The organism is Winslowiella sp. 2C04 (assembly GCF_050037805.1).
In the GTDB taxonomy this organism is placed as follows: Bacteria; Pseudomonadota; Gammaproteobacteria; order Enterobacterales; family Enterobacteriaceae; genus Erwinia; species Erwinia toletana_A.
Genome location: NZ_CP188300.1, coordinates 4384855 through 4402956, shown reverse-complemented (window position 1 = coordinate 4402956; position 18102 = coordinate 4384855). Strand labels below are relative to the sequence as shown.

At 54.3% G+C, this 18102-nt stretch carries 17 protein-coding genes; 13 read left to right on the top strand and 4 right to left on the bottom strand.

The window, feature by feature from the left end:
- Positions 1-376 precede the first annotated feature (376 nt).
- A complete protein-coding gene (gene nudE, locus ACP3TC_RS20075) occupies positions 377-943 on the top strand; it encodes an ADP compounds hydrolase NudE (protein ID WP_426817112.1) in 567 nt (188 codons plus the stop codon).
- 41 nt (positions 944-984) lie between these two features.
- On the opposite strand, the gene mrcA is transcribed toward nudE, so the two are convergent.
- Complete coding sequence (mrcA, locus tag ACP3TC_RS20070) at positions 985-3537, bottom strand: peptidoglycan glycosyltransferase/peptidoglycan DD-transpeptidase MrcA (RefSeq protein WP_426817111.1); 2553 nt, start codon at positions 3535-3537, stop codon at positions 985-987.
- Positions 3538-3674: 137 nt separating this feature from the next.
- On the opposite strand from mrcA, the gene pilM reads away from it, so the two are divergent.
- The 12 genes from pilM to trpS all read left to right on the top strand — a co-directional run bounded on the left by pilM (position 3675) and on the right by trpS (position 13767).
- Entirely contained in the window at positions 3675-4502 is an 828-nt protein-coding gene (gene pilM / locus ACP3TC_RS20065) for a pilus assembly protein PilM (protein ID WP_426817110.1), read from the top strand.
- Positions 4502-5047, top strand: coding sequence for a PilN domain-containing protein (locus tag ACP3TC_RS20060; protein ID WP_426817109.1), 546 nt, complete (start codon positions 4502-4504; stop codon positions 5045-5047). Before pilM ends, ACP3TC_RS20060 begins: the two co-directional genes overlap by 1 nt.
- On the top strand, positions 5040-5537 hold the full coding sequence (locus ACP3TC_RS20055; RefSeq protein ID WP_426817108.1) for a hypothetical protein: 498 nt from the start codon (positions 5040-5042) through the stop codon (positions 5535-5537). Before ACP3TC_RS20060 ends, ACP3TC_RS20055 begins: the two co-directional genes overlap by 8 nt.
- Positions 5527-5913 (top strand): HofP DNA utilization family protein, encoded by a 387-nt coding sequence (locus ACP3TC_RS20050; RefSeq protein ID WP_313855156.1) that lies wholly within the window; start codon positions 5527-5529, stop codon positions 5911-5913. Before ACP3TC_RS20055 ends, ACP3TC_RS20050 begins: the two co-directional genes overlap by 11 nt.
- A complete protein-coding gene (gene hofQ / locus ACP3TC_RS20045) occupies positions 5855-7102 on the top strand; it encodes a DNA uptake porin HofQ (protein WP_426817107.1) in 1248 nt (415 codons plus the stop codon). Before ACP3TC_RS20050 ends, hofQ begins: the two co-directional genes overlap by 59 nt.
- 400 nt (positions 7103-7502) lie before the next feature.
- Positions 7503-8024: a shikimate kinase AroK gene (gene aroK, locus ACP3TC_RS20040; protein ID WP_017802997.1), complete on the top strand. Its 522-nt coding sequence runs from the start codon at positions 7503-7505 to the stop codon at positions 8022-8024.
- A 193-nt stretch (positions 8025-8217) separates the two neighbouring features.
- Positions 8218-9306 (top strand): 3-dehydroquinate synthase, encoded by a 1089-nt coding sequence (gene aroB / locus ACP3TC_RS20035; protein ID WP_313855159.1) that lies wholly within the window; start codon positions 8218-8220, stop codon positions 9304-9306.
- An 88-nt stretch (positions 9307-9394) separates the two neighbouring features.
- Complete coding sequence (locus ACP3TC_RS20030; RefSeq protein ID WP_426817106.1) at positions 9395-10393, top strand: SPOR domain-containing protein; 999 nt, start codon at positions 9395-9397, stop codon at positions 10391-10393.
- Between the two features lie 101 nt (positions 10394-10494).
- Positions 10495-11307 carry an adenine-specific DNA-methyltransferase gene (gene dam / locus ACP3TC_RS20025; protein WP_313855162.1) on the top strand — a complete coding sequence of 271 codons (813 nt, stop codon included), beginning with the start codon at positions 10495-10497 and terminating at the stop codon, positions 11305-11307.
- Between the two features lie 89 nt (positions 11308-11396).
- The gene (gene rpe / locus ACP3TC_RS20020) at positions 11397-12083 is read left to right on the top strand and encodes a ribulose-phosphate 3-epimerase (protein WP_313855163.1); all 687 of its coding nucleotides are present in this window, start codon (positions 11397-11399) and stop codon (positions 12081-12083) included.
- Positions 12067-12744, top strand: a complete 678-nt coding sequence (locus ACP3TC_RS20015; protein WP_426817105.1) for a phosphoglycolate phosphatase — start codon at positions 12067-12069, stop codon at positions 12742-12744. The genes rpe and ACP3TC_RS20015 overlap by 17 nt, the downstream gene beginning before the upstream one ends.
- Positions 12745-12762: 18 nt before the next feature.
- Positions 12763-13767 carry a tryptophan--tRNA ligase gene (gene trpS, locus ACP3TC_RS20010; RefSeq protein ID WP_313855166.1) on the top strand — a complete coding sequence of 335 codons (1005 nt, stop codon included), beginning with the start codon at positions 12763-12765 and terminating at the stop codon, positions 13765-13767.
- Between the two features lie 53 nt (positions 13768-13820).
- Here the strand turns inward: trpS and cysG are convergent, their stop codons facing one another.
- Genes cysG through nirB form a run of 3 tightly spaced genes read right to left on the bottom strand, consistent with a single transcriptional unit; the run spans position 13821 to position 18079 of the window.
- Entirely contained in the window at positions 13821-15185 is a 1365-nt protein-coding gene (gene cysG, locus ACP3TC_RS20005; RefSeq protein WP_426817104.1) for a siroheme synthase CysG, read from the bottom strand.
- Positions 15186-15209: 24 nt separating this feature from the next.
- Positions 15210-15536: a nitrite reductase small subunit NirD gene (gene nirD, locus ACP3TC_RS20000; RefSeq protein ID WP_313855168.1), complete on the bottom strand. Its 327-nt coding sequence runs from the start codon at positions 15534-15536 to the stop codon at positions 15210-15212.
- Complete coding sequence (gene nirB, locus ACP3TC_RS19995; protein ID WP_426817103.1) at positions 15533-18079, bottom strand: nitrite reductase large subunit NirB; 2547 nt, start codon at positions 18077-18079, stop codon at positions 15533-15535. Before nirB ends, nirD begins: the two co-directional genes overlap by 4 nt.
- Between the last annotated feature and the right edge of the window lie 23 nt (positions 18080-18102).

Here is an 18102-nt window from a genome sequence, read left to right as displayed (position 1 = left end):
ACAGTCTTGCTCATTCCTGCATACATTATATCTTAAGGTTAATTTTGGCGTGGCAGGGCAGAACTGGTAACTGGCCTTACATACAAAATAGCGCACAAAATCATAAAATTAGAGGGTTTTTACAGTAAGCCTTGTGCAGATGTTACCAGGCATATCTGTATTTAAGTATCGGCATAGTCCTATTTTTATCGCCAAAACGGTGATTTATGCAAAACTTTTTCTTAGCATTTACAACCATTTGTTATAAGAAAGTAAATTAAAGCATGCGATGATTGGATTCCGCTGGTGGCTATCGCACAATGGAATTTAATCACATTCTGCGCTTCGCTTCACAATGGCGAAGATGCACCTTATTCGGCTTTTCCCTGGGGCCATTATGACCAGACAATTACAGAAACCTGAAATCCTTAACGTAGAAACAGTTGCGCGCTCGCGGTTATTTACCGTTGAAGCAGTCGACCTGGCATTCAGCAATGGTGCGCGCCGGGTCTATGAACGCATGCGCCCTTCCGGTCGTGAAGCGGTGATGATTGTGCCAATTATTGATAATCACCTGATTTTAATCCAGGAGTATGCCGTCGGTCTGGAAAGCTATGAACTGGGTTTTCCCAAGGGACTGATCGATCCGGGTGAATCGGTGTTTGAAGCGGCGAATCGTGAGCTGAAGGAAGAGGCGGGCTTTGGGGCAAGCGAACTGGAGACACTCAGCAAGCTGACCATGGCGCCATCTTACTTCTCCAGCAAGATGAACATCGTAGTGGCTGAGGGGCTTTATCCGGAAAAGCTGGAAGGTGATGAGCCAGAACCGTTGCCGCTGACGCGCTGGCCGCTGGATAATTTGCTGGCGCTGCTGGAAGAGCCGGATTTTCGTGAGGCGCGCAATGTCAGTGCGCTGTTCCTGGTGCGGGAGTGGTTAGTGAAGCAGGGCAGGCTGGATTACTGACAACAGATCCCGGGGCGACGTTGCCGCCGCCCCTGTTACCCTCAGAACAATTCGTGACTTTCGCCATTATCCATCAGGGTGGTGCCGACATCGTGCACGGAGTATTCGGTTGGCTGTGTGCCATCGATAAAGTATTCCGCACGGCTGTTACCGCCATTAGCCAGCTTACCGGTGCTGCGATCGATATTCACCGTCACCACGCCTTCTGGCGGAGTAAGCGGCTCTACCGGAACGCCATCCAGCGCCGATTTCATAAAGCTGTCCCATGCTGGCTGAGCGCTTTTTGCTCCGCCTTCATAACCAGAGATCTGGTCAGGGATAGCACCTGAAGCGGTAGTACGACCCAGATCGCGACGATGATCGTCAAAACCAATCCATACCGATGTCACCACGCCTGGGCCATAGCCCGAGAACCAGGCATCTTTTGAACTGTTCGTGGTACCGGTTTTACCGCCGATATCATTACGTTTCAGATCACGCCCGGCACGCCAGCCGGTTCCCATCCAGCCTGGTTCGCCAAAGATATTACTGTTCAGCGCGCTTTTAATCAGGAACGACAGCGGTGTGTTGATCACGTGTGGTGCATACAGCTGCTCGCCATCCTGCTGGGGCTGGCCACCCGGCACCTGCTCAAGCTGTGGCTGCGGTACTGCGACATTACGGTTTTCTTGTGAAACCGCCACGTTCTCCACGCTGTCTTCGTTCATCGCCAGTGCTTTTTTGGTTTCACCGTAAATCACTGGCAGATTGCACTCAGGACAGGCCACTTTTGGCTTCACTTCAAACAGCACGTCACCCTGTTCATTCTCGATTTTGCTGATGAAATAAGGGTCTATCAGGAAGCCACCGTTAGCCATAACCGCATAGCCGCGCACTAACTGCAGTGGGGTAAACGAAGCAGAACCCAGTGCCAGCGATTCAGTATGCACGATATTCTGTGCCGGGAAGCCAAAGCGTTGCAGGTATTCCGCCGCGTAATCGACACCCATCGCGCGCATGGCGCGAACCATCACCACGTTCTTCGATTCACCCAAGCCTTGACGCAGACGGATTGGGCCATCATAGCGCGCCGGGGAGTTTTTCGGACGCCAGTCTGAACCGGCACCCGCATCCCAGCGAGAAATGGGCACATCGTTAAGGATTGAGGCGAGGGTTAAACCCCGGTCCATCGCGGCGGTATACAAGAACGGTTTGATGTTAGAACCGGCCTGGCGCAGTGCCTGAGTCGCACGGTTAAATTTGCTCTGGTTGAAGTCAAAACCGCCAACCAGTGCGCGTACCGCACCATCTTTAGGATTGAGTGATACCAGTGCCGAGTTGACATCCGGTACTTGTCCCAGCCACCAGTCGTTATCAACTTTGCGAACCCAAATCTGCTGGCCCGGCTGAACGACCTGGGTCACGCTGCGCGGCGTAGCACCCTGCTGGGTATCCGATTTGAAAGGGCGCGCCCAGCGCATTCCGGCCATGCCGATCGACACGCTGTTGCCATCGCGCATCAGCACGGTGGCTTCATCGTTGTTAGCCGCAGTGACTACCGCCGGGATCAGCGGTCCGTAAACCGGAAGCGCCTTCAGGGTTTTCAGTATTTCTGTATTGTCCCAGGCGGCTTCGCCAGCCTTCCACAGCACATTTGACGGGCCGCGGTAGCCGTGACGCATATCGTAAGCCATTACGTTATTGCGAACGGATTCCTGCGCCGCCGTTTGTAGCCTGCGGGTAACGGTGGTGTAGACTTTAAAGCCGTCAGTGTAAGCATTCTCACCGTAGCGCTTGATCATCTCCTGGCGCACCATCTCGGTCAGATATGGCGCCGAGAAGACAATTTCAGGTCCGTGATAGCTGGCTACCAGTGGTTCGTTACGGGCTTCGTTGTACTGTGACTGACTGATGTAGTTTTGATCCAGCATACGCGCCAGCACCACATTACGGCGTGACACCGCACGATCGTGCGAGTACAGCGGGTTGAAGGTCGACGGCGCTTTCGGCAGACCGGCAATCATTGCCATTTCGCTCAGCGTCAGCTGGTCTACGTTTTTACCGAAATAGACCTGTGCCGCTGCGCCAACACCATAAGCACGGTAGCCGAGATAAATCTTGTTCAGATACAGCTCAAGAATTTCGTCTTTATTCAGCAATTGCTCAATGCGGATCGCCAGAAACGCTTCCTTAATTTTACGCATCAGCGTGCGTTCCGGGCTGAGGAAGAAGTTACGTGCCAGCTGCTGAGTGATGGTACTGGCACCCTGCGAGGCGTGACCGGACATCAGCGCAATGCTGGCAGCACGGAAGATACCGATAGGATCGACACCGTGATGTTCATAGAAACGGCTGTCTTCCGTGGCAATAAACGCCTTAACCATTTCTGGTGGCATTTGCCCGATAGTCAGCGGCACACGGCGTTTTTCACCGTATTGTGCAATCAGATCGCCTTCGGCACTGTAGACCTGCATAGGGGTCTGCAACCGGACGTCTTTCAGCGTGTTCACATCGGGTAGCTGCGGTTCAATGTACTTATACAAGCCATAAACCGAGCCGGCTCCCAGCAAAATGCAACACACTGCAAGGATCAAAAAATACTTTACGAACTTCACCTGAGATTTCCCATTTAATGTCGATTGGGCAGTTTATAAACAATCGCGCGGTAGTATAAAGGCAAGCCAGTAGCTTTGATACATCCTTCGTACCCGAAACCGGATAACAACCCCTGACGATATGGAGATCGCGCGAAATGGCTTTTCAGACATGGCAAATTGGACTGGATATTCAGAACGGACAGCTCTGTGCCTTAGGCATCCAGCGCCGTCGTAACGGCTGGCAGTTGCGCCACTGGTGGCAACATGCGCTGCCGAAAGATACGTTAAGAAACGGCGCACTGCAACGTTCTGCCGAACTAACCGCAGTACTGCAATGCTGGCGTAAGCAGCTTCCCCGCCATATCTCGCTGCGCGTTGGCTTCCCGCCTCAGCTGGTGTTGCAGCGCCAGATTGACCTGCCGCGCCAGCCATTACGCGAACCGGAGCGTAACAGTTATGTGCGCGCGGCGGCGAGACGATTTTTCCCAATTGAGTTGGATGCGCTGGCGCTGGATTACCGTGAATCGCCGGACTATCCCGGTCAGCTATGCGTGACGGCAGCACGGCGAGAAATGCTGGAACAGTGGCTGGCGTGCCTGGCCCAGGCTGAGCTGCTGCCGCAGGTTTTTGAGTTAACCGCTGCGGCGTTGCGCTCGCTGGCACTGGCGCTGGCGCTCGATCAGGCTGCGACGCTGGTCCATCGGCTGGCCGATCACTGGCTGTGGTTTTCGCCGCAGGATAAACAGCAGCCTTGCGGTTGGTGCACGCTGGATGACGCCGCTGATTACCGTGCGCTGCGCCAGCGCTATCTGCCTGCTGCCACGGTTATCTATTACAGCGCGCTTGAAGCCGATAGTTTGCCTGAGGGCGTGCGTGACCTGCTGCCGCTCGATGCACTGCAACTTATGCAACCGCCATTGCCGCACAGCAGCGGCAGTTTTGCGCTGGCTGCCGGGCTGGCGCTGCGTCCGGAGGATTGTTGATGGTGTGGGTAAATCTGCTGCACTGGCGTGAACAGCAGCGGGCACAGCGTCAACGCCAGTGGCTGTGGGCACTGACAGGAATAACCGTGCCTGGTCTGATGGCGATAGCGTGGCTGCATAATGATTTAGCGACCAGCAATCAGTTCTGGCAGCAGCGGCTGAGCCAGCGCCAGGCGGCGGTAGCCTTAGCTGACGGGCTGGCACACAAGCTGGCACAGGCGCAACAGGAGCACCAGCGCTTGCTGGCGGTTCAGAGCCAGCAACAGCAGAGACGGCAGCATAATCAGCAGTGGTATCAGTTTGCGCTGGCGTTGCCGCAGCTGATGCCGGAGGGAGTGTGGCTTACCGGCATCAACAAGGCGATATCGGGATTCAGCGTCAGCGGGAGTGGTCAGCAGATGGCTGACATCAGCGATTTTCGCCAGCAGCTAGAGCAGCAGGCGCTGTTTCAGCAGGTGAAGCATGGCCCGGTGCAGCGACAAGCAGGTGGTGAAATGCATTTCAGCCTGCTTGCCAGCATGCAGGAGGAATCTGCGCATGAGTGAGTGGCTACTGCGCTGGCAATATGCCTCACCTTTCTGGCAGTGGATAACCGTGCTGACGATGCCGGTGCTGTTACTGATATTACTGGCCGGATGGTGGCTGCAACCGCTGCAACAGCAGCGTCAGGCGCTGATTCATCAGTACCAACAGCGGCTGATGCATTATCAGTCACAGCTGGTGCATTTACGCAGCCAGCCGGTGCTGCTGACGCAGCAGCAGCACAATCAGCAGTTGCGTGCTGCACTGCTCGGTGCGGGCGAACAGGCATTTTCTCTGGTGTCGTTAACTGCACAGATTACGGCGCTTGAGGCCTGGCAGCCCGGTACTCAGGATAGTGCATTGACGCTACAGCTGAGCTGGCCGCAGTTTCAACAATTGATGGCGTATCTTGCTTCCCGCCAGCCGCCGATTGCCGTCAATACTTTTCAGCTCCAGCGCAGCGGCGAACGGCTGCGGATGACGCTCAGCCTGGGGACCAGTGATGAAGGGTAGCCCGGTGCTGTGGCTGGTAACACTGATGATCGCCAGTGCGCAGGCGCGCGATCCCTTTGTCGCTCCGCAGGAGGCCCGCTGTGTCACTGAGTTGCCGACGCTCAGCCAGTGGCATTTGCAGGGGGTGATTGGCCGTGACAGCGACTGGCGCGGCTGGCTGCTGTCGCCGCAGGGGCAAGTGTTGGCGGTCGTACCGGAAAGCCATTTTCCGGTTTATCCCTGGCAGATCAGCGAGATCAATGGACAAAGTATCAGCTTTCGCGCCACGCAAAGCTGTGAAGAAGGGCAATTCAGCCTGCGACTAAAAGGACGTTTCAATGAAAAGGATAGGCATCGCCATGCTGTGGTTGCTGATGACCAGCAGCCGCGCCAGTGAAGCACCAATCACACTGGCATTTGATGACGCCCCGGTTGAACGGGTATTACAGGCACTGGCTGATTATCAGCAGCTTAATCTGATGGTGGCTCCTGGCGTGCAGGGCACGCTGTCGCTGCGTCTGAAAGACGTTTCATGGCAACAGGCGCTGGGATTAATCACCCGAATGGCGAAGCTCGATATCGAAACCGAGGGCAACGTGATGCTGGTTTATCCTGAAAGCTGGCAACAGGAAAAGCAGCAGCGTGCTGCGCAGCACAGCGAAGAACAGCAACGAAAACTGCCGCTGGAGACGCGCACGCTGACGTTACTCTATGCCGATGCTTCGGCGGTCATTAACAGCCTGCTGAGCGAGCGGGATAAGCTCCTGACGCCACGCGGCAGCGTTACGGTGGATACCCGCACAAACGCGCTGTTACTGCGTGATACGCGTTCTGCCCTGCAGCAAGCCGAGCAGTGGGTGCGAGCGCTGGATGTGCCGCTGGATCAAATTGAACTGGCGGCGCATATCGTGACTATCAGTGAAGAGAATCTGCGTGAACTGGGCGTCAGCTGGGGATTAAGCAGTGAAGAGCAGATTACCCGTGCATTGCGATCCAGCCAGTTGGGGATCGATCTTGGCGTCACTAAACCGACTTTTACCGCCGGATTCAGTCTGGCGCGGCTGGACGGTCGCCTGCTCGATCTGGAGTTAAGCGCGCTGGAGCGCGAAAACCAGATTGAAATTATCGCCAGCCCACGTCTGTTTACCTCGCATCAACAGCCTGCCAGTATCAAACAGGGCACCGAAATTCCCTATGAAGTATCCAGCGGCAGCAACGGTGCGACGACGATTGAATTCAAGGAGGCGGTGCTGGGCATGGAGGTCACGCCTTCGGTGCAGCCTAATGGGCGAATTATGCTGAAACTGCGTATCAGCCAGAATGTGCCCGGCCGTAACCTGCACAGCGGTGAAATTGAAGTGCTGACTATCGATAAGCAGGAGATTGAAACCCAGATTAGCCTGAAAGATGGTCAGACGCTGGCGCTGGGCGGTATTTTCCAGCAGCAGAACTCGACGGGACGCGATAAAGTGCCATTATTAGGAGATATTCCGCTATTGGGTGCGCTGTTTCGTCATGATGTTCGTCAGCAGAAGCGCCGTGAGCTGGTCATTTTTATCACTCCACGGTTGATCCGTGACGAATGAAGTTTTTTTGTCAGGAAAGCGTCTTAGCTGGACGTTTTTTCAATGATTGCTAACATATGCGTTTGACGCAAGAGCGGAATTAGCTTACAAGGTTTAGCGATTTTGAATTTTAGGCCATCGTGCCGGTTGCAGAAAATGCAATAAACCGTTTTATATCGCGCTAATGCAGCGTTCCGATGCATGTTAAATCGGTCAGATAAATAAAGCGGACTGAAACGCGCCGAAGTCAGCGCGCAGTGAGCAGGCAATTTATTCGGTTGCCAAACGACCTTGAGTATTGAGATAATTTTCAGTCTGACTCTCGCACTATCGCTCATGAGGTTTCAGTTCATGTCCCGCCAGCGGCAGCATCGTTGAACGCGGGGTATCATCAACGAATTGTCTTAGTAATACCGAAAAAATGGCAGAGAAACGCAATATCTTTCTGGTTGGGCCTATGGGTGCCGGCAAAAGCACTATTGGTCGTCAGTTAGCTCAGCAACTCAATATGGAATTTTTTGATTCCGATCAAGAAATTGAGCGACGTACCGGAGCGGATGTGGGCTGGGTGTTCGACGTTGAAGGCGAAGAAGGCTTTCGTGATCGCGAAGAAAAAATCATTAATGAACTCACCGAAAAACAGGGCATCGTGCTGGCAACTGGCGGCGGTTCTGTAAAATCACGTGAAACCCGTAATCGTCTTTCCGCCCGTGGCGTTGTGGTGTACCTGGAAACCACTATTGAGAAACAACTGGCACGCACGCAACGCGATAAAAAGCGTCCGCTGCTGCAGGTTGATTCGCCTCCGCGTGAAGTGCTGGAAGCTTTAGCGAACGAACGCAATCCGCTGTATGAAGAGATTGCAGATGTGACGATTCGCACCGACGATCAAAGTGCCAAAGTAGTCGCTAATCAGATCATTAATATGTTGGAAAAGAACTGATTAGTGTGAACGCGTTGGAATGGGGCACGTGCGGCTTCAGATGAGGTCAGAACCAGTAAGCCTGCGTCCGTTATTGCTGATAACGGCGTATTGCGTACTGGTCTGATGCCGAGTCATGAAGCGCAGCCGATTTCAGCTCAGTTGTACATACCTGCCCAGACAATGGGCATAGCACATAGGGTTATACAGCGTCATGGAGAGGATTACCGTCACTCTGGGGGACAGAAGTTACCCCATCACCATCGCTGCCGGACTGTTTAACGATCCGGCTTCTTTTTGGCCGCTGAAAGCGGGCGATCAGACTATGCTGGTGACAAACCAGACGCTGGCTCCTCTCTATCTGGACAAGCTGCGTAACCTGCTGGAAAGCGCGAACATCAAGGTCGATCAGGTGATATTGCCTGATGGCGAACAGTATAAAACCCTGGCGGTTATGGACCAGGTATTTACCGCGCTACTGGAAAAACCGCATGGTCGCGATACCACTCTGATTGCCCTCGGTGGCGGAGTGATTGGCGACCTGACCGGTTTCGCCGCCGCCAGCTATCAACGCGGCGTGCGCTTTATTCAGGTGCCGACCACTTTACTCTCTCAGGTCGACTCCTCGGTTGGCGGAAAAACCGCCGTTAACCATCCTCTTGGCAAGAATATGATCGGCGCTTTTTACCAGCCAGCTTCGGTGGTTGTCGATCTGGACTGCCTCAACAGCTTACCGCCGCGTGAACTGGCTTCAGGCATGGCGGAAGTGATCAAATACGGCATTATCCTCGATGCCGACTTCTTCGACTGGCTGGAACAGAACCTTGATGCGCTGATGGCGCTGGACGGTACTGCGATGGCCTATTGTATTCGTCGCTGCTGTGAGCTGAAAGCAGAAGTGGTTGCGGCCGATGAGCGTGAAACCGGCCTGCGCGCACTGTTGAACCTTGGTCATACCTATGGTCATGCCATTGAAGCGCATATGGGCTACGGTAACTGGCTGCATGGAGAAGCGGTTGCGGCCGGAATGGTTATGGCGGCCCGCACGGCTGAGCGTCTCGGCCAGTTTAGTGCGGCGGACACCGATCGCATTATTGCCCTGCTGACGCGTGCCGGTTTACCGGTTAACGGTCCGGAAAGCATGCAGTCGCAGGAGTACTTACCGCATATGATGCGTGATAAGAAGGTGTTAGCCGGCGAATTACGCCTGGTGTTACCTCTCGCAATTGGCAAAGCCGAAGTGCGTGGCGGTGTTGCGCATGATATTGTTCTGGCAGCGATTGAAGATTGCCAGAAATCTTAAAATAGCGTCGGCGCTGCCGGCCTGCATATGATCCAGACGCCGCCCACACAGATGAGCGGCGTATGCTTTTAAACGGGAGGAGGTTGTAATGGACGAGTTTAAACCGGAAGACGAGTTAAAACCTGACACCAGTGACCGTCGCCCTACGCGATCGCGTAAAACGTCTTCGGCGCCGAAAATTGCGGTTTCCCGTCAGCATATGATGATGGGCATCGGTATCCTCGTGCTGCTGCTGTTAGTGATTGGTATCGGTTCGGCGCTGAATGGCCCGAGCGATGATAAGCAAGCTCAGCAGCCAGTGACCGGTAATACCGGCAGCAATGGCAACGGTGGCGAAAAGAATATTGATCTCTCCGGCTCCTCATCAATGAGCGGCCAGAATAACGATCAATCCTCATCGTCTAATGCGCAGTCCGACTCATTCGGTCAGAATGCAGCGAATTCCTCTCAGCAGCCGCTGAGTGCACCGCCAATCTCCTCGACGCCAACTCAGGCTGAGCCAGTCCAGACTCCGGCGAATCAGCAGCGTGTTGAGCTGCCTGGCGATCTGAACAATGCGCTCAATTCGCAGCAGGGTGAAGTGAATAACTTCGCATCAGGTAACAGTTCATTGCCTGTTGCTCCGGCGACGGTTGCCGGCGGTAATCAGAATACTCAGCCAGCGTCGAAGCCGGCGACCAAACCTGCGCAGCATCAGGCAAATACGCAACAGCATAAACCGGCGACGCAAAAGCCGGCTGCGAGCAAACCGGCAGCAAAAGAAACCAGTAAGCCGGCAGCAACCGCCAGCCGTAACAGCACGCCAGCGGCTGGCAGCCAGTCGGTACCCGGCGGAAACTATACCTTGCAGCTGAGCAGTGCTTCACGGTCTGACACGCTAAATGCCTGGGCGAAAAAACAGAATCTGAATGGCTATCACGTGTATAAAACCACGCGTAACGGTCAACCCTGGTATGTGCTGGTCAGCGGCTCTTATGCCACACCAGCCGAAGCCAAACGTGCTGTCTCTTCACTGCCTTCTGAGGTTCGTGCCCAGAGTCCATGGGTTAAGCCGGTCAGTCAGGTGAAAAAGGAATCGGTTAATTAAATCTGTCGGGGCCGTAGTGCTACGGTCCCGTCATGAATTTCAAGCGCAGATATGCTGTCGGGTCAATCCACAGCCAGAAGAGTAAAAGTAATAACGACGGCATGAAAAAAAATCGCGCTTTTTTGAAATGGGCGGGTGGTAAATACCCGCTTCTGGACGACATTCGACGTCATCTTCCGCAGGGAGACTGTTTAGTTGAGCCTTTTGTAGGGGCCGGATCGGTGTTTCTTAACACCGATTATGACAACTACGTGCTGGCTGATATCAACAGCGATCTCATCAATCTCTACAACATCGTGAAAACTCGCACCGTTGAGTTTGTAAACGATGCGCGCCAGCTGTTCACCCCAGAGGCGAACGATGCTGACTTTTATTACGCGCGGCGCAGCGAGTTTAACGCCAGCCGTGATGTATATCGCCGTGCCGTACTGTTTACTTATCTTAATCGTCACTGCTACAACGGTTTATGCCGTTACAATCTCAGTGGCGAATTTAACGTGCCGTTTGGCCGCTACCGTAAACCGTACTTCCCGGAAGATGAGTTGTACTGGTTTGCCGAGCGCGCGCAAAAAGCGACCTTTGTCTGCGAATCGTACGATGTTACCCTGAATAACGCGCGTCCGGGTTCGGTAGTCTATTGCGATCCGCCGTACGCACCGCTGTCGGCCACGGCGAATTTCACCGCCTACCATACCAACAGCTTCAGTCTGCCTGAGCAGCAGCATCTGGCAGAGCTGGCGGCAAAGCTGTCGCAGCAGAGTGGCATTCCGGTGTTAATCTCTAATCATGACACCGAGTTAACGCGTCTCTGGTATCAGGATGCGGTGCTGCATGTGGTGAAAGCGCGGCGGTCAATCAGCAGAAGTATTAGTGGTCGCAGTAAAGTGGACGAATTACTGGCGCTCTATAGCTAAACCAGCACGGCTGCAATATAGAGCGTTTCGTTCGCCGACCTTGAAATTATGCCTGTGCTGGTTACAGGCGCATCAATTGGGAGAAACGGATGAAACGATTTTTGCTGGCTCCATCAATTCTGTCTGCAGATTTTGCCCGCCTTGGCGAAGATACCGCTAAAGCACTGGCAGCGGGTGGCGATGTAGTGCATTTCGACGTAATGGATAATCATTATGTACCTAATCTGACCATGGGGCCGATGGTGCTGAAAGCGCTGCGCGACTATGGCATCACTGCACCGATTGACGTCCACCTGATGGTAAAGCCGGTCGACAGTCTGATTCCGGAGTTTGCTAAAGCCGGTGCCAGTTACATCACTTTCCATCCTGAAGCCTCTCTACACGTGGATCGCTCGTTGCAGCTGATCAGAGAGCACGGCTGTAAAGCCGGGCTGGTATTCAATCCGGCTACGCCACTGAGCTACCTTGATTACGTGATGGATAAAGTCGATATCATCCTGCTGATGTCAGTGAATCCGGGCTTCGGCGGCCAGTCATTTATTCCTGCCACCCTGGATAAACTGCGTCAGGCGCGCAAGTTAATCGATAACAGCGGTTACGATATTCGTCTGGAAGTCGATGGTGGTGTGAAGATCGATAACATTGCTGAAATCGCGGCAGCGGGTGCGGATATGTTTGTTGCCGGTTCGGCGATCTTTGGTCATCCGGATTACAAAAAAGTGATCGACGATATGCGCAATGAACTGGAGAAATCGCATCATGGCTCATTTCACTGATATACGCGCGCTGGCATTCGATCTGGACGGTACGCTGGTTGACAGCGCGCCCGGGCTGGCGAGTGCACTTGATCAGGCGCTGGAAGCGATGCAGCTTCCGGCTCCGGGCGTCGAACGTATTGCTACCTGGATCGGTAATGGCGCTGATATTATGGTTGAGCGCGCGCTGACGTGGGCGCTGGGCCAGGCGCCGCACGAAGACCAGGCACGCGATGCCCGCACGCTGTTTGATAAATATTATGCGCAAACGGTCGAAAGTGGCAGTAAGCTGTTCCCGCATGTTGCCACGGTGCTGGCAACGCTGGCGCAACACAACCTGCCGCTGGCGCTGGTCACTAACAAGCCCACACCGTTTGTCGAGCCACTGCTGCGTTCGCTGGGAATTGCTCAGCACTTCTCGCTGATTATCGGCGGCGACGACGTGGTGGTGAAAAAGCCGCATCCGGCACCGCTGTTTTTAGTCTTAGGTCAGTTTGGTCTGTTGCCCGGCCAGTTACTGTTTGTCGGTGACTCGCGCAATGATATTCTGGCTGCACAGGCGGCAGGCTGCCCCAGTGTGGGCATGACCTTCGGTTATAACTATGGTGAATCAATCACCACCAGCCATCCGAGCCTCGCTCTGGACGATTTTAACGATCTTCTGCCCGCGTTAGGGCTGTAATTATCAGGATAGAAAAGCATGAGCAAACCCATCGTATTTAGCGGCGCACAGCCTTCAGGTGAACTGACCATTGGTAACTACATGGGGGCGCTACGTCAGTGGGTGCAGATGCAGGATGATTTCCACTGCATCTACTGCATCGTTGATCTGCATGCGATCACCGTGCGTCAGGATCCGGTTGCACTGCGTAAAGCGACGCTGGATACGCTGGCGCTCTATCTCGCTTGCGGTATTGATCCGAGCAAAAGTACCATTTTTGTTCAGTCCCACGTGCCGGAGCACACTCAGCTGAGCTGGATCCTGAACTGCTACACCTATTTTGGTGAGCTTAGCCGTATGACGCAGTTCAAGGACAAATCCGCGCGCTACGAAGAGAATATCAATGCTGGCCTGTTCGATTATCCGGTATTGATGGCGGCCGATATCCTGCTGTATCAGACCAATCAGGTGCCGGTAGGCGAAGATCAGAAGCAGCATTTAGAACTGAGCCGCGATATCGCCAGCCGTTTTAACGCGCTGTATGGTGATGTGTTTAAGGTACCTGAGCCGTTTATCCCGAAATCTGGCGCGCGCGTGATGTCGCTGCTCGATCCGACGCGGAAAATGTCCAAGTCTGACGACAACCGTAACAACGTGATCGGCCTGTTGGAAGATCCGAAATCGGTAGTGAAAAAGATCAAGCGTGCGGTCACCGATTCCGAAGAGCCGCCGGTAGTCCGTTATGACGTGAAAGAAAAAGCGGGGGTTTCGAACCTGCTGGATATTCTTTCTGCGGTCAGCGGTAAAACCATTCCTGAGCTGGAACAAGAGTTCGAAGGCAAAATGTATGGTCATCTGAAAGGTGCGGTAGCTGACGCAGTATCCGGCATGCTGACCGAGTTGCAGGAGCGTTATTACAGCTTCCGTAATGATGAGGCCTATCTGAATCAGGTCATGCGCGACGGTGCCAGTAAAGCACGTGCACATGCTCAGGAAACGCTGAAGAAGGTGTATGAAGCAGTCGGATTTGTTGCACAGCCGTAAATCGTGCTCGCTTTGATACGGGAGCCGTTAACCGCTCCCGTATCAGCTATTATTCAGAACCAGCGCAGCCGGTCGCGCAGAGCCACCACCCGGCCGACGATAATCAGGCTCGGGCTTGCTACCTGCTGCGCCAGTTCAGCCAGCTGATGTAACTCGCCACTTACCACCCGTTGCCGGGTCGACGTTCCGTTCTCTACCAGTGCCACCGGCATGCTGCTATCCATACCGTGCGCCGTTAACTGACGCGCAATCTCCTCAGCCTGTGATAGTCCCATATAAAACACCAGCGTTTGCTGTTCGGCGGCTAAATGCGCCCAGTCGAGCGTGCTGTTCTGCTTAAGATGACCGGTAACCAGCCGTACGCTTTGCGCATAATCACGGTGCGTCAGTGGAATGCCGCCATAAGCCGAACAGCCCGATGCGGCGGTAATGCCTGGCACCACAGAGAAGGGAATATCCGCATCCAGTAATGCCTCCAGCTCTTCCGCTCCGCGTCCGAAGATAAAGGGATCGCCGCCTTTGAGTCGCACCACGCGTTTACCGAGCTGCGCCTGCGCCAGCAGTATTTGATTAATCTCCGACTGCGGAACGCAGTGATAACCGGCGCGCTTACCAACAAAAATACGCTCGGCATCGCGCCGCGCCAGGTTAAGCACCTCCGCGGAAACCAGCCGGTCATACACGATTACGTCGGCCTGCTGCATCTGTTGCAGCCCTTTTAACGTCAGTAAACCGGCATCACCCGGCCCGGCACCGACCAGCACCACTTCACCGCGGTGGCTCAGTGGTTCGCTGAACAGCTTTTCAGTCAGCTCACTGACCTGCTGACCGTCATTATTCGCCAGCGACTGCGCCAGTCGATCGTTGCTGAACAGCTTTTCCCAGAAACGTCGGCGTAAATCCCCCTCGCGATAGTGTGTTTTAACCCGCTGGCGCAGGCTACCGGCGTAAGCTGCCACCTTACCGAGCTGCAACGGTAAAATTGCTTCCAGTTTCTCACGCAACAGGCGTGCCATTACCGGTGCGCGACCACCGGAAGAAACGGCGATCATCAGCGGTGAGCGGTCAATAATCGACGGCATAATACAGCTGGCACTTTGCGGCGCATCGACCACATTACAGAAGATTCGCCGCGCATCGGCCTCGGTACTGACCCGCTGATTCACTTCGTCGTTATCAGTGGCGGCAACTGCCAGCCAGCAATCATCGAGTAATTCAGCGCGGAAAGGTTGTTCAAATAAGCTCAGTTTGCCTGCCTGCTGCCAGTGGATAAATTGCGGCGCGAACGCCGTGGCGCAGACGCGTAGATTGGCACCGGCATCCAGTAACAATCGCGCTTTGCGTTCGGCAACTTCACCACCACCTACCAGCAGGCAGGTTTTATCACGTAACTGGCAGAACAGAGGCAGGTAATCCATAACAAATCCTTGCAGCGACGGGCGTTAAGCACAGACCTCAACGCGCCCGTCATTAACACGTACCGGAAAATGCGCTACCGAGCGGCTTTCATCTTCCATGCATAAGCCATCCCGTAAACGGAAACGCTGTTTTTTCAGCGGGCTGGCGACCCACAGCTCCTGCTGATGTTCAGCGATTATACCGCGCGAGAGCACACTGGCGGCGGCAAACGGATCGATATTACTGATGGCAAACAGCTCATCGTCCGGACGCGGGCGAAAAATCGCAATCTGCTGCTGATTGACCCATGCGCACACCCCGGTGGCGGGCAGGATATCGTTCAGTGCGCAGACGCTGTGCCACTGGCTCATAGGTTTTCCTCCATCTCAATCAGGGTCACCGCAATGCGTTCATGCGGGCGGGCAGGACGATGCTGTTGCCGTTCGCTGACCATTTGCACATCAGGATCGCGCAGCGCGCTGTTAATGAAGTGCGCAAAGCGTGTCTGATATTCCGGATGCTCAACCGTTTCGCGCCATTCGCAGACCACCTGCTCACGCAGCCGGGTAATATCGGCTTCCAGCTGGTCGTTAAGCTGCAGTTTGTCGTCGATGATCACTTTTTTCAGATAATCGATGCCGCCTTCGAGGCTTTCCAGCCACAGAGAGGTGCGTTGCAGCTTATCGGCGGTGCGGATATAGAACATCATAAAGCGGTCGAGATAACGCACCAGCGTATCGCGATCGAGATCGGCAGCCAGCAGATCGGCGTGGCGTGGTTTCATGCCGCCGTTACCGCAGACATACAAATTCCAGCCTTTTTCGGTGGCGATAATACCGACATCTTTGCCCTGCGCTTCGGCGCATTCACGGGTACAGCCGGAGACACCAAATTTCATTTTGTGCGGGGTACGGATGCCTTTATAGCGATGCTCCAGTTCAACACCGAAGCCCAGACTGTCGCCGACGCCGAAGCGGCACCAGCTGCTGCCGACGCAGGTTTTCGCCATGCGCAATGCTTTGGCATAGGCGTGACCAGTTTCGAATCCGGCATCAATCAGCTGTTTCCAGATTGCCGGCAGGTCATCTTTTTGCGCACCAAACAGGCCAATGCGCTGTGAGCCGGTAATTTTGGTATACAGCTGATACTGTTCAGCGACTTTACCTACGGCTATCAACCCTTCCGGCGTAATCTCGCCGCCCGCAGTGCGTGGGATAACCGAGTAAGTACCATCTTTCTGGATATTGCCGAGGAAGTTATCGTTACTGTCCTGCAACGGCGTATTCTGCGGTTCCAGCACATATTGGTTCCAGCAGGAGGCCAGCAGTGAGGCGACCGTCGGTTTACAAACTTCGCAACCATAGCCGTGGCCATATTTGCTTAACAGCTGATCAAAGGTTTTGATCTCTTCGACATGGATCAGGTGATACAGCTCCTGTCGTGAATAAGCGAAGTGTTCACACAGATTATGATTCACTTCGATACCCTGGCGGCTCAGCTCGGCGTTCAGGACTTGAGTAATCAGTGGCACGCAGCCGCCGCAGCCGGTACCGGCGCGAGTTTCAGCTTTTAATGCCGCAACGGTATGGCAGCCTTGCATTACGGCATTGACGATATCGCCTTTAGTAACGTCGAAACAGGAGCAGATCTGTGCGCTGTCTGGCAAGGATTCGACGCCGATTGCCGGTTTATCACCACCCGCGAGGGCAGGCAGAATCAGTGCCTCGGGATTTTCCGGCAGTTCAATTTTATTCAGCGCCAGCTGTAACAGATTGCCGTAGTCGCTGGTATCGCCAACCAGTACCGCGCCGAGCAGCGTTTTGTTATCGGCGCTGACCACCAGGCGTTTGTACTGTTCTTTGCTCTCATCGAGCCAGACATAGCTGCGTGCGCCCGGCGTACGGCCATGAGCATCGCCGATACCGCCGACGTCAACGCCCAGCAGTTTCAGTTTGGCGCTCATATCGGCACCGGTGAACGCATTGTTTTTACCCAGCAGATGATCGCTGGCGACCTGTGCCATTTTATAACCCGGCGCCACCAGACCATAAATACGCTGGTTCCATGCGGCGCATTCGCCGATGGCATAAACATCCGGGTCGACGGTCTGGCACTGATCGTTGATCAGAAAACCACCGCGCTGCCCCAGTGGCAGCTCGCAATTTTTTGCCAGCTTATCTTGTGGACGAATGCCGGTAGAAAAGACGATAAAATCAACATGTAGCTGGCTACCGTCGGCAAAATGCAGCATTTTAGTGCCATCAGCCAGGTGTTCGATCTGCTGAGTATTTTTGCCAGTATGAACCTGCACTCCCATGCGTTCGATTTTCTGGCGCAGCTGGTCACCGCCCATTGGATCAAGCTGTTCGGCCATCAGTACCGGCGCGAATTCAATAACATGCGTCTGGATACCGAGGTTTTTCAGCGCACCTGCGGCTTCCAGGCCGAGCAAACCGCCGCCAATTACCGCACCGCTTTTGCTGCGACGTGCGCAGGCTTCAATCGCATTGAGATCTTCAATGGTGCGGTAGACGTAACAGTCCTGGCCTTCAGAGCCTTTAATCGGGGGTATCCACGGATAAGAGCCGGTGGCTAACACCAGTTTGTCATAATGGACGGTGCGTCCGGTATTGGAGTGGATCACTTTATCCTGTCGATTAATGGTGATCGCGCGTTCAGCAAGCAGCAGCTGCACGCCATGCTTCTCATAGTAACCGTCACGCACCAGCGACAGTTCTTCAGCGGTATGGTGGGAGAAATAAGCGGAGAGATGGACACGATCGTAAGCCACGCGTGGTTCTTCACAGAATACGGTGATGTCAAACTGACCGGGTTCGGCTTTATCGATCAGTTCTTCAATGAAGCGGTGACCAACCATGCCATTGCCGATAATGGCGAGTTTGACTTTGCTCATGATTGCCTCAGATTGCTATTTTA

Bases quoted from the DNA above. Each gene is read 5' to 3' on its own strand.
- nudE (WP_426817112.1), top strand. From the start codon at position 377: ATGACCAGACAATTACAGAAACCTGAAATCCTTAACGTAGAAACAGTT.
- pilM (WP_426817110.1), top strand. From the start codon at position 3,675: ATGGCTTTTCAGACATGGCAAATTGGACTGGATATTCAGAACGGACAG.
- ACP3TC_RS20060 (WP_426817109.1), top strand. From the start codon at position 4,502: ATGGTGTGGGTAAATCTGCTGCACTGGCGTGAACAGCAGCGGGCACAG.
- ACP3TC_RS20055 (WP_426817108.1), top strand. From the start codon at position 5,040: ATGAGTGAGTGGCTACTGCGCTGGCAATATGCCTCACCTTTCTGGCAG.
- ACP3TC_RS20050 (WP_313855156.1), top strand. From the start codon at position 5,527: ATGAAGGGTAGCCCGGTGCTGTGGCTGGTAACACTGATGATCGCCAGT.
- hofQ (WP_426817107.1), top strand. From the start codon at position 5,855: ATGAAAAGGATAGGCATCGCCATGCTGTGGTTGCTGATGACCAGCAGC.
- aroK (WP_017802997.1), top strand. From the start codon at position 7,503: ATGGCAGAGAAACGCAATATCTTTCTGGTTGGGCCTATGGGTGCCGGC.
- aroB (WP_313855159.1), top strand. From the start codon at position 8,218: ATGGAGAGGATTACCGTCACTCTGGGGGACAGAAGTTACCCCATCACC.
- ACP3TC_RS20030 (WP_426817106.1), top strand. From the start codon at position 9,395: ATGGACGAGTTTAAACCGGAAGACGAGTTAAAACCTGACACCAGTGAC.
- dam (WP_313855162.1), top strand. From the start codon at position 10,495: ATGAAAAAAAATCGCGCTTTTTTGAAATGGGCGGGTGGTAAATACCCG.
- rpe (WP_313855163.1), top strand. From the start codon at position 11,397: ATGAAACGATTTTTGCTGGCTCCATCAATTCTGTCTGCAGATTTTGCC.
- ACP3TC_RS20015 (WP_426817105.1), top strand. From the start codon at position 12,067: ATGGCTCATTTCACTGATATACGCGCGCTGGCATTCGATCTGGACGGT.
- trpS (WP_313855166.1), top strand. From the start codon at position 12,763: ATGAGCAAACCCATCGTATTTAGCGGCGCACAGCCTTCAGGTGAACTG.
- cysG (WP_426817104.1), bottom strand. From the start codon at position 15,185: ATGGATTACCTGCCTCTGTTCTGCCAGTTACGTGATAAAACCTGCCTG.
- nirD (WP_313855168.1), bottom strand. From the start codon at position 15,536: ATGAGCCAGTGGCACAGCGTCTGCGCACTGAACGATATCCTGCCCGCC.
- nirB (WP_426817103.1), bottom strand. From the start codon at position 18,079: ATGAGCAAAGTCAAACTCGCCATTATCGGCAATGGCATGGTTGGTCAC.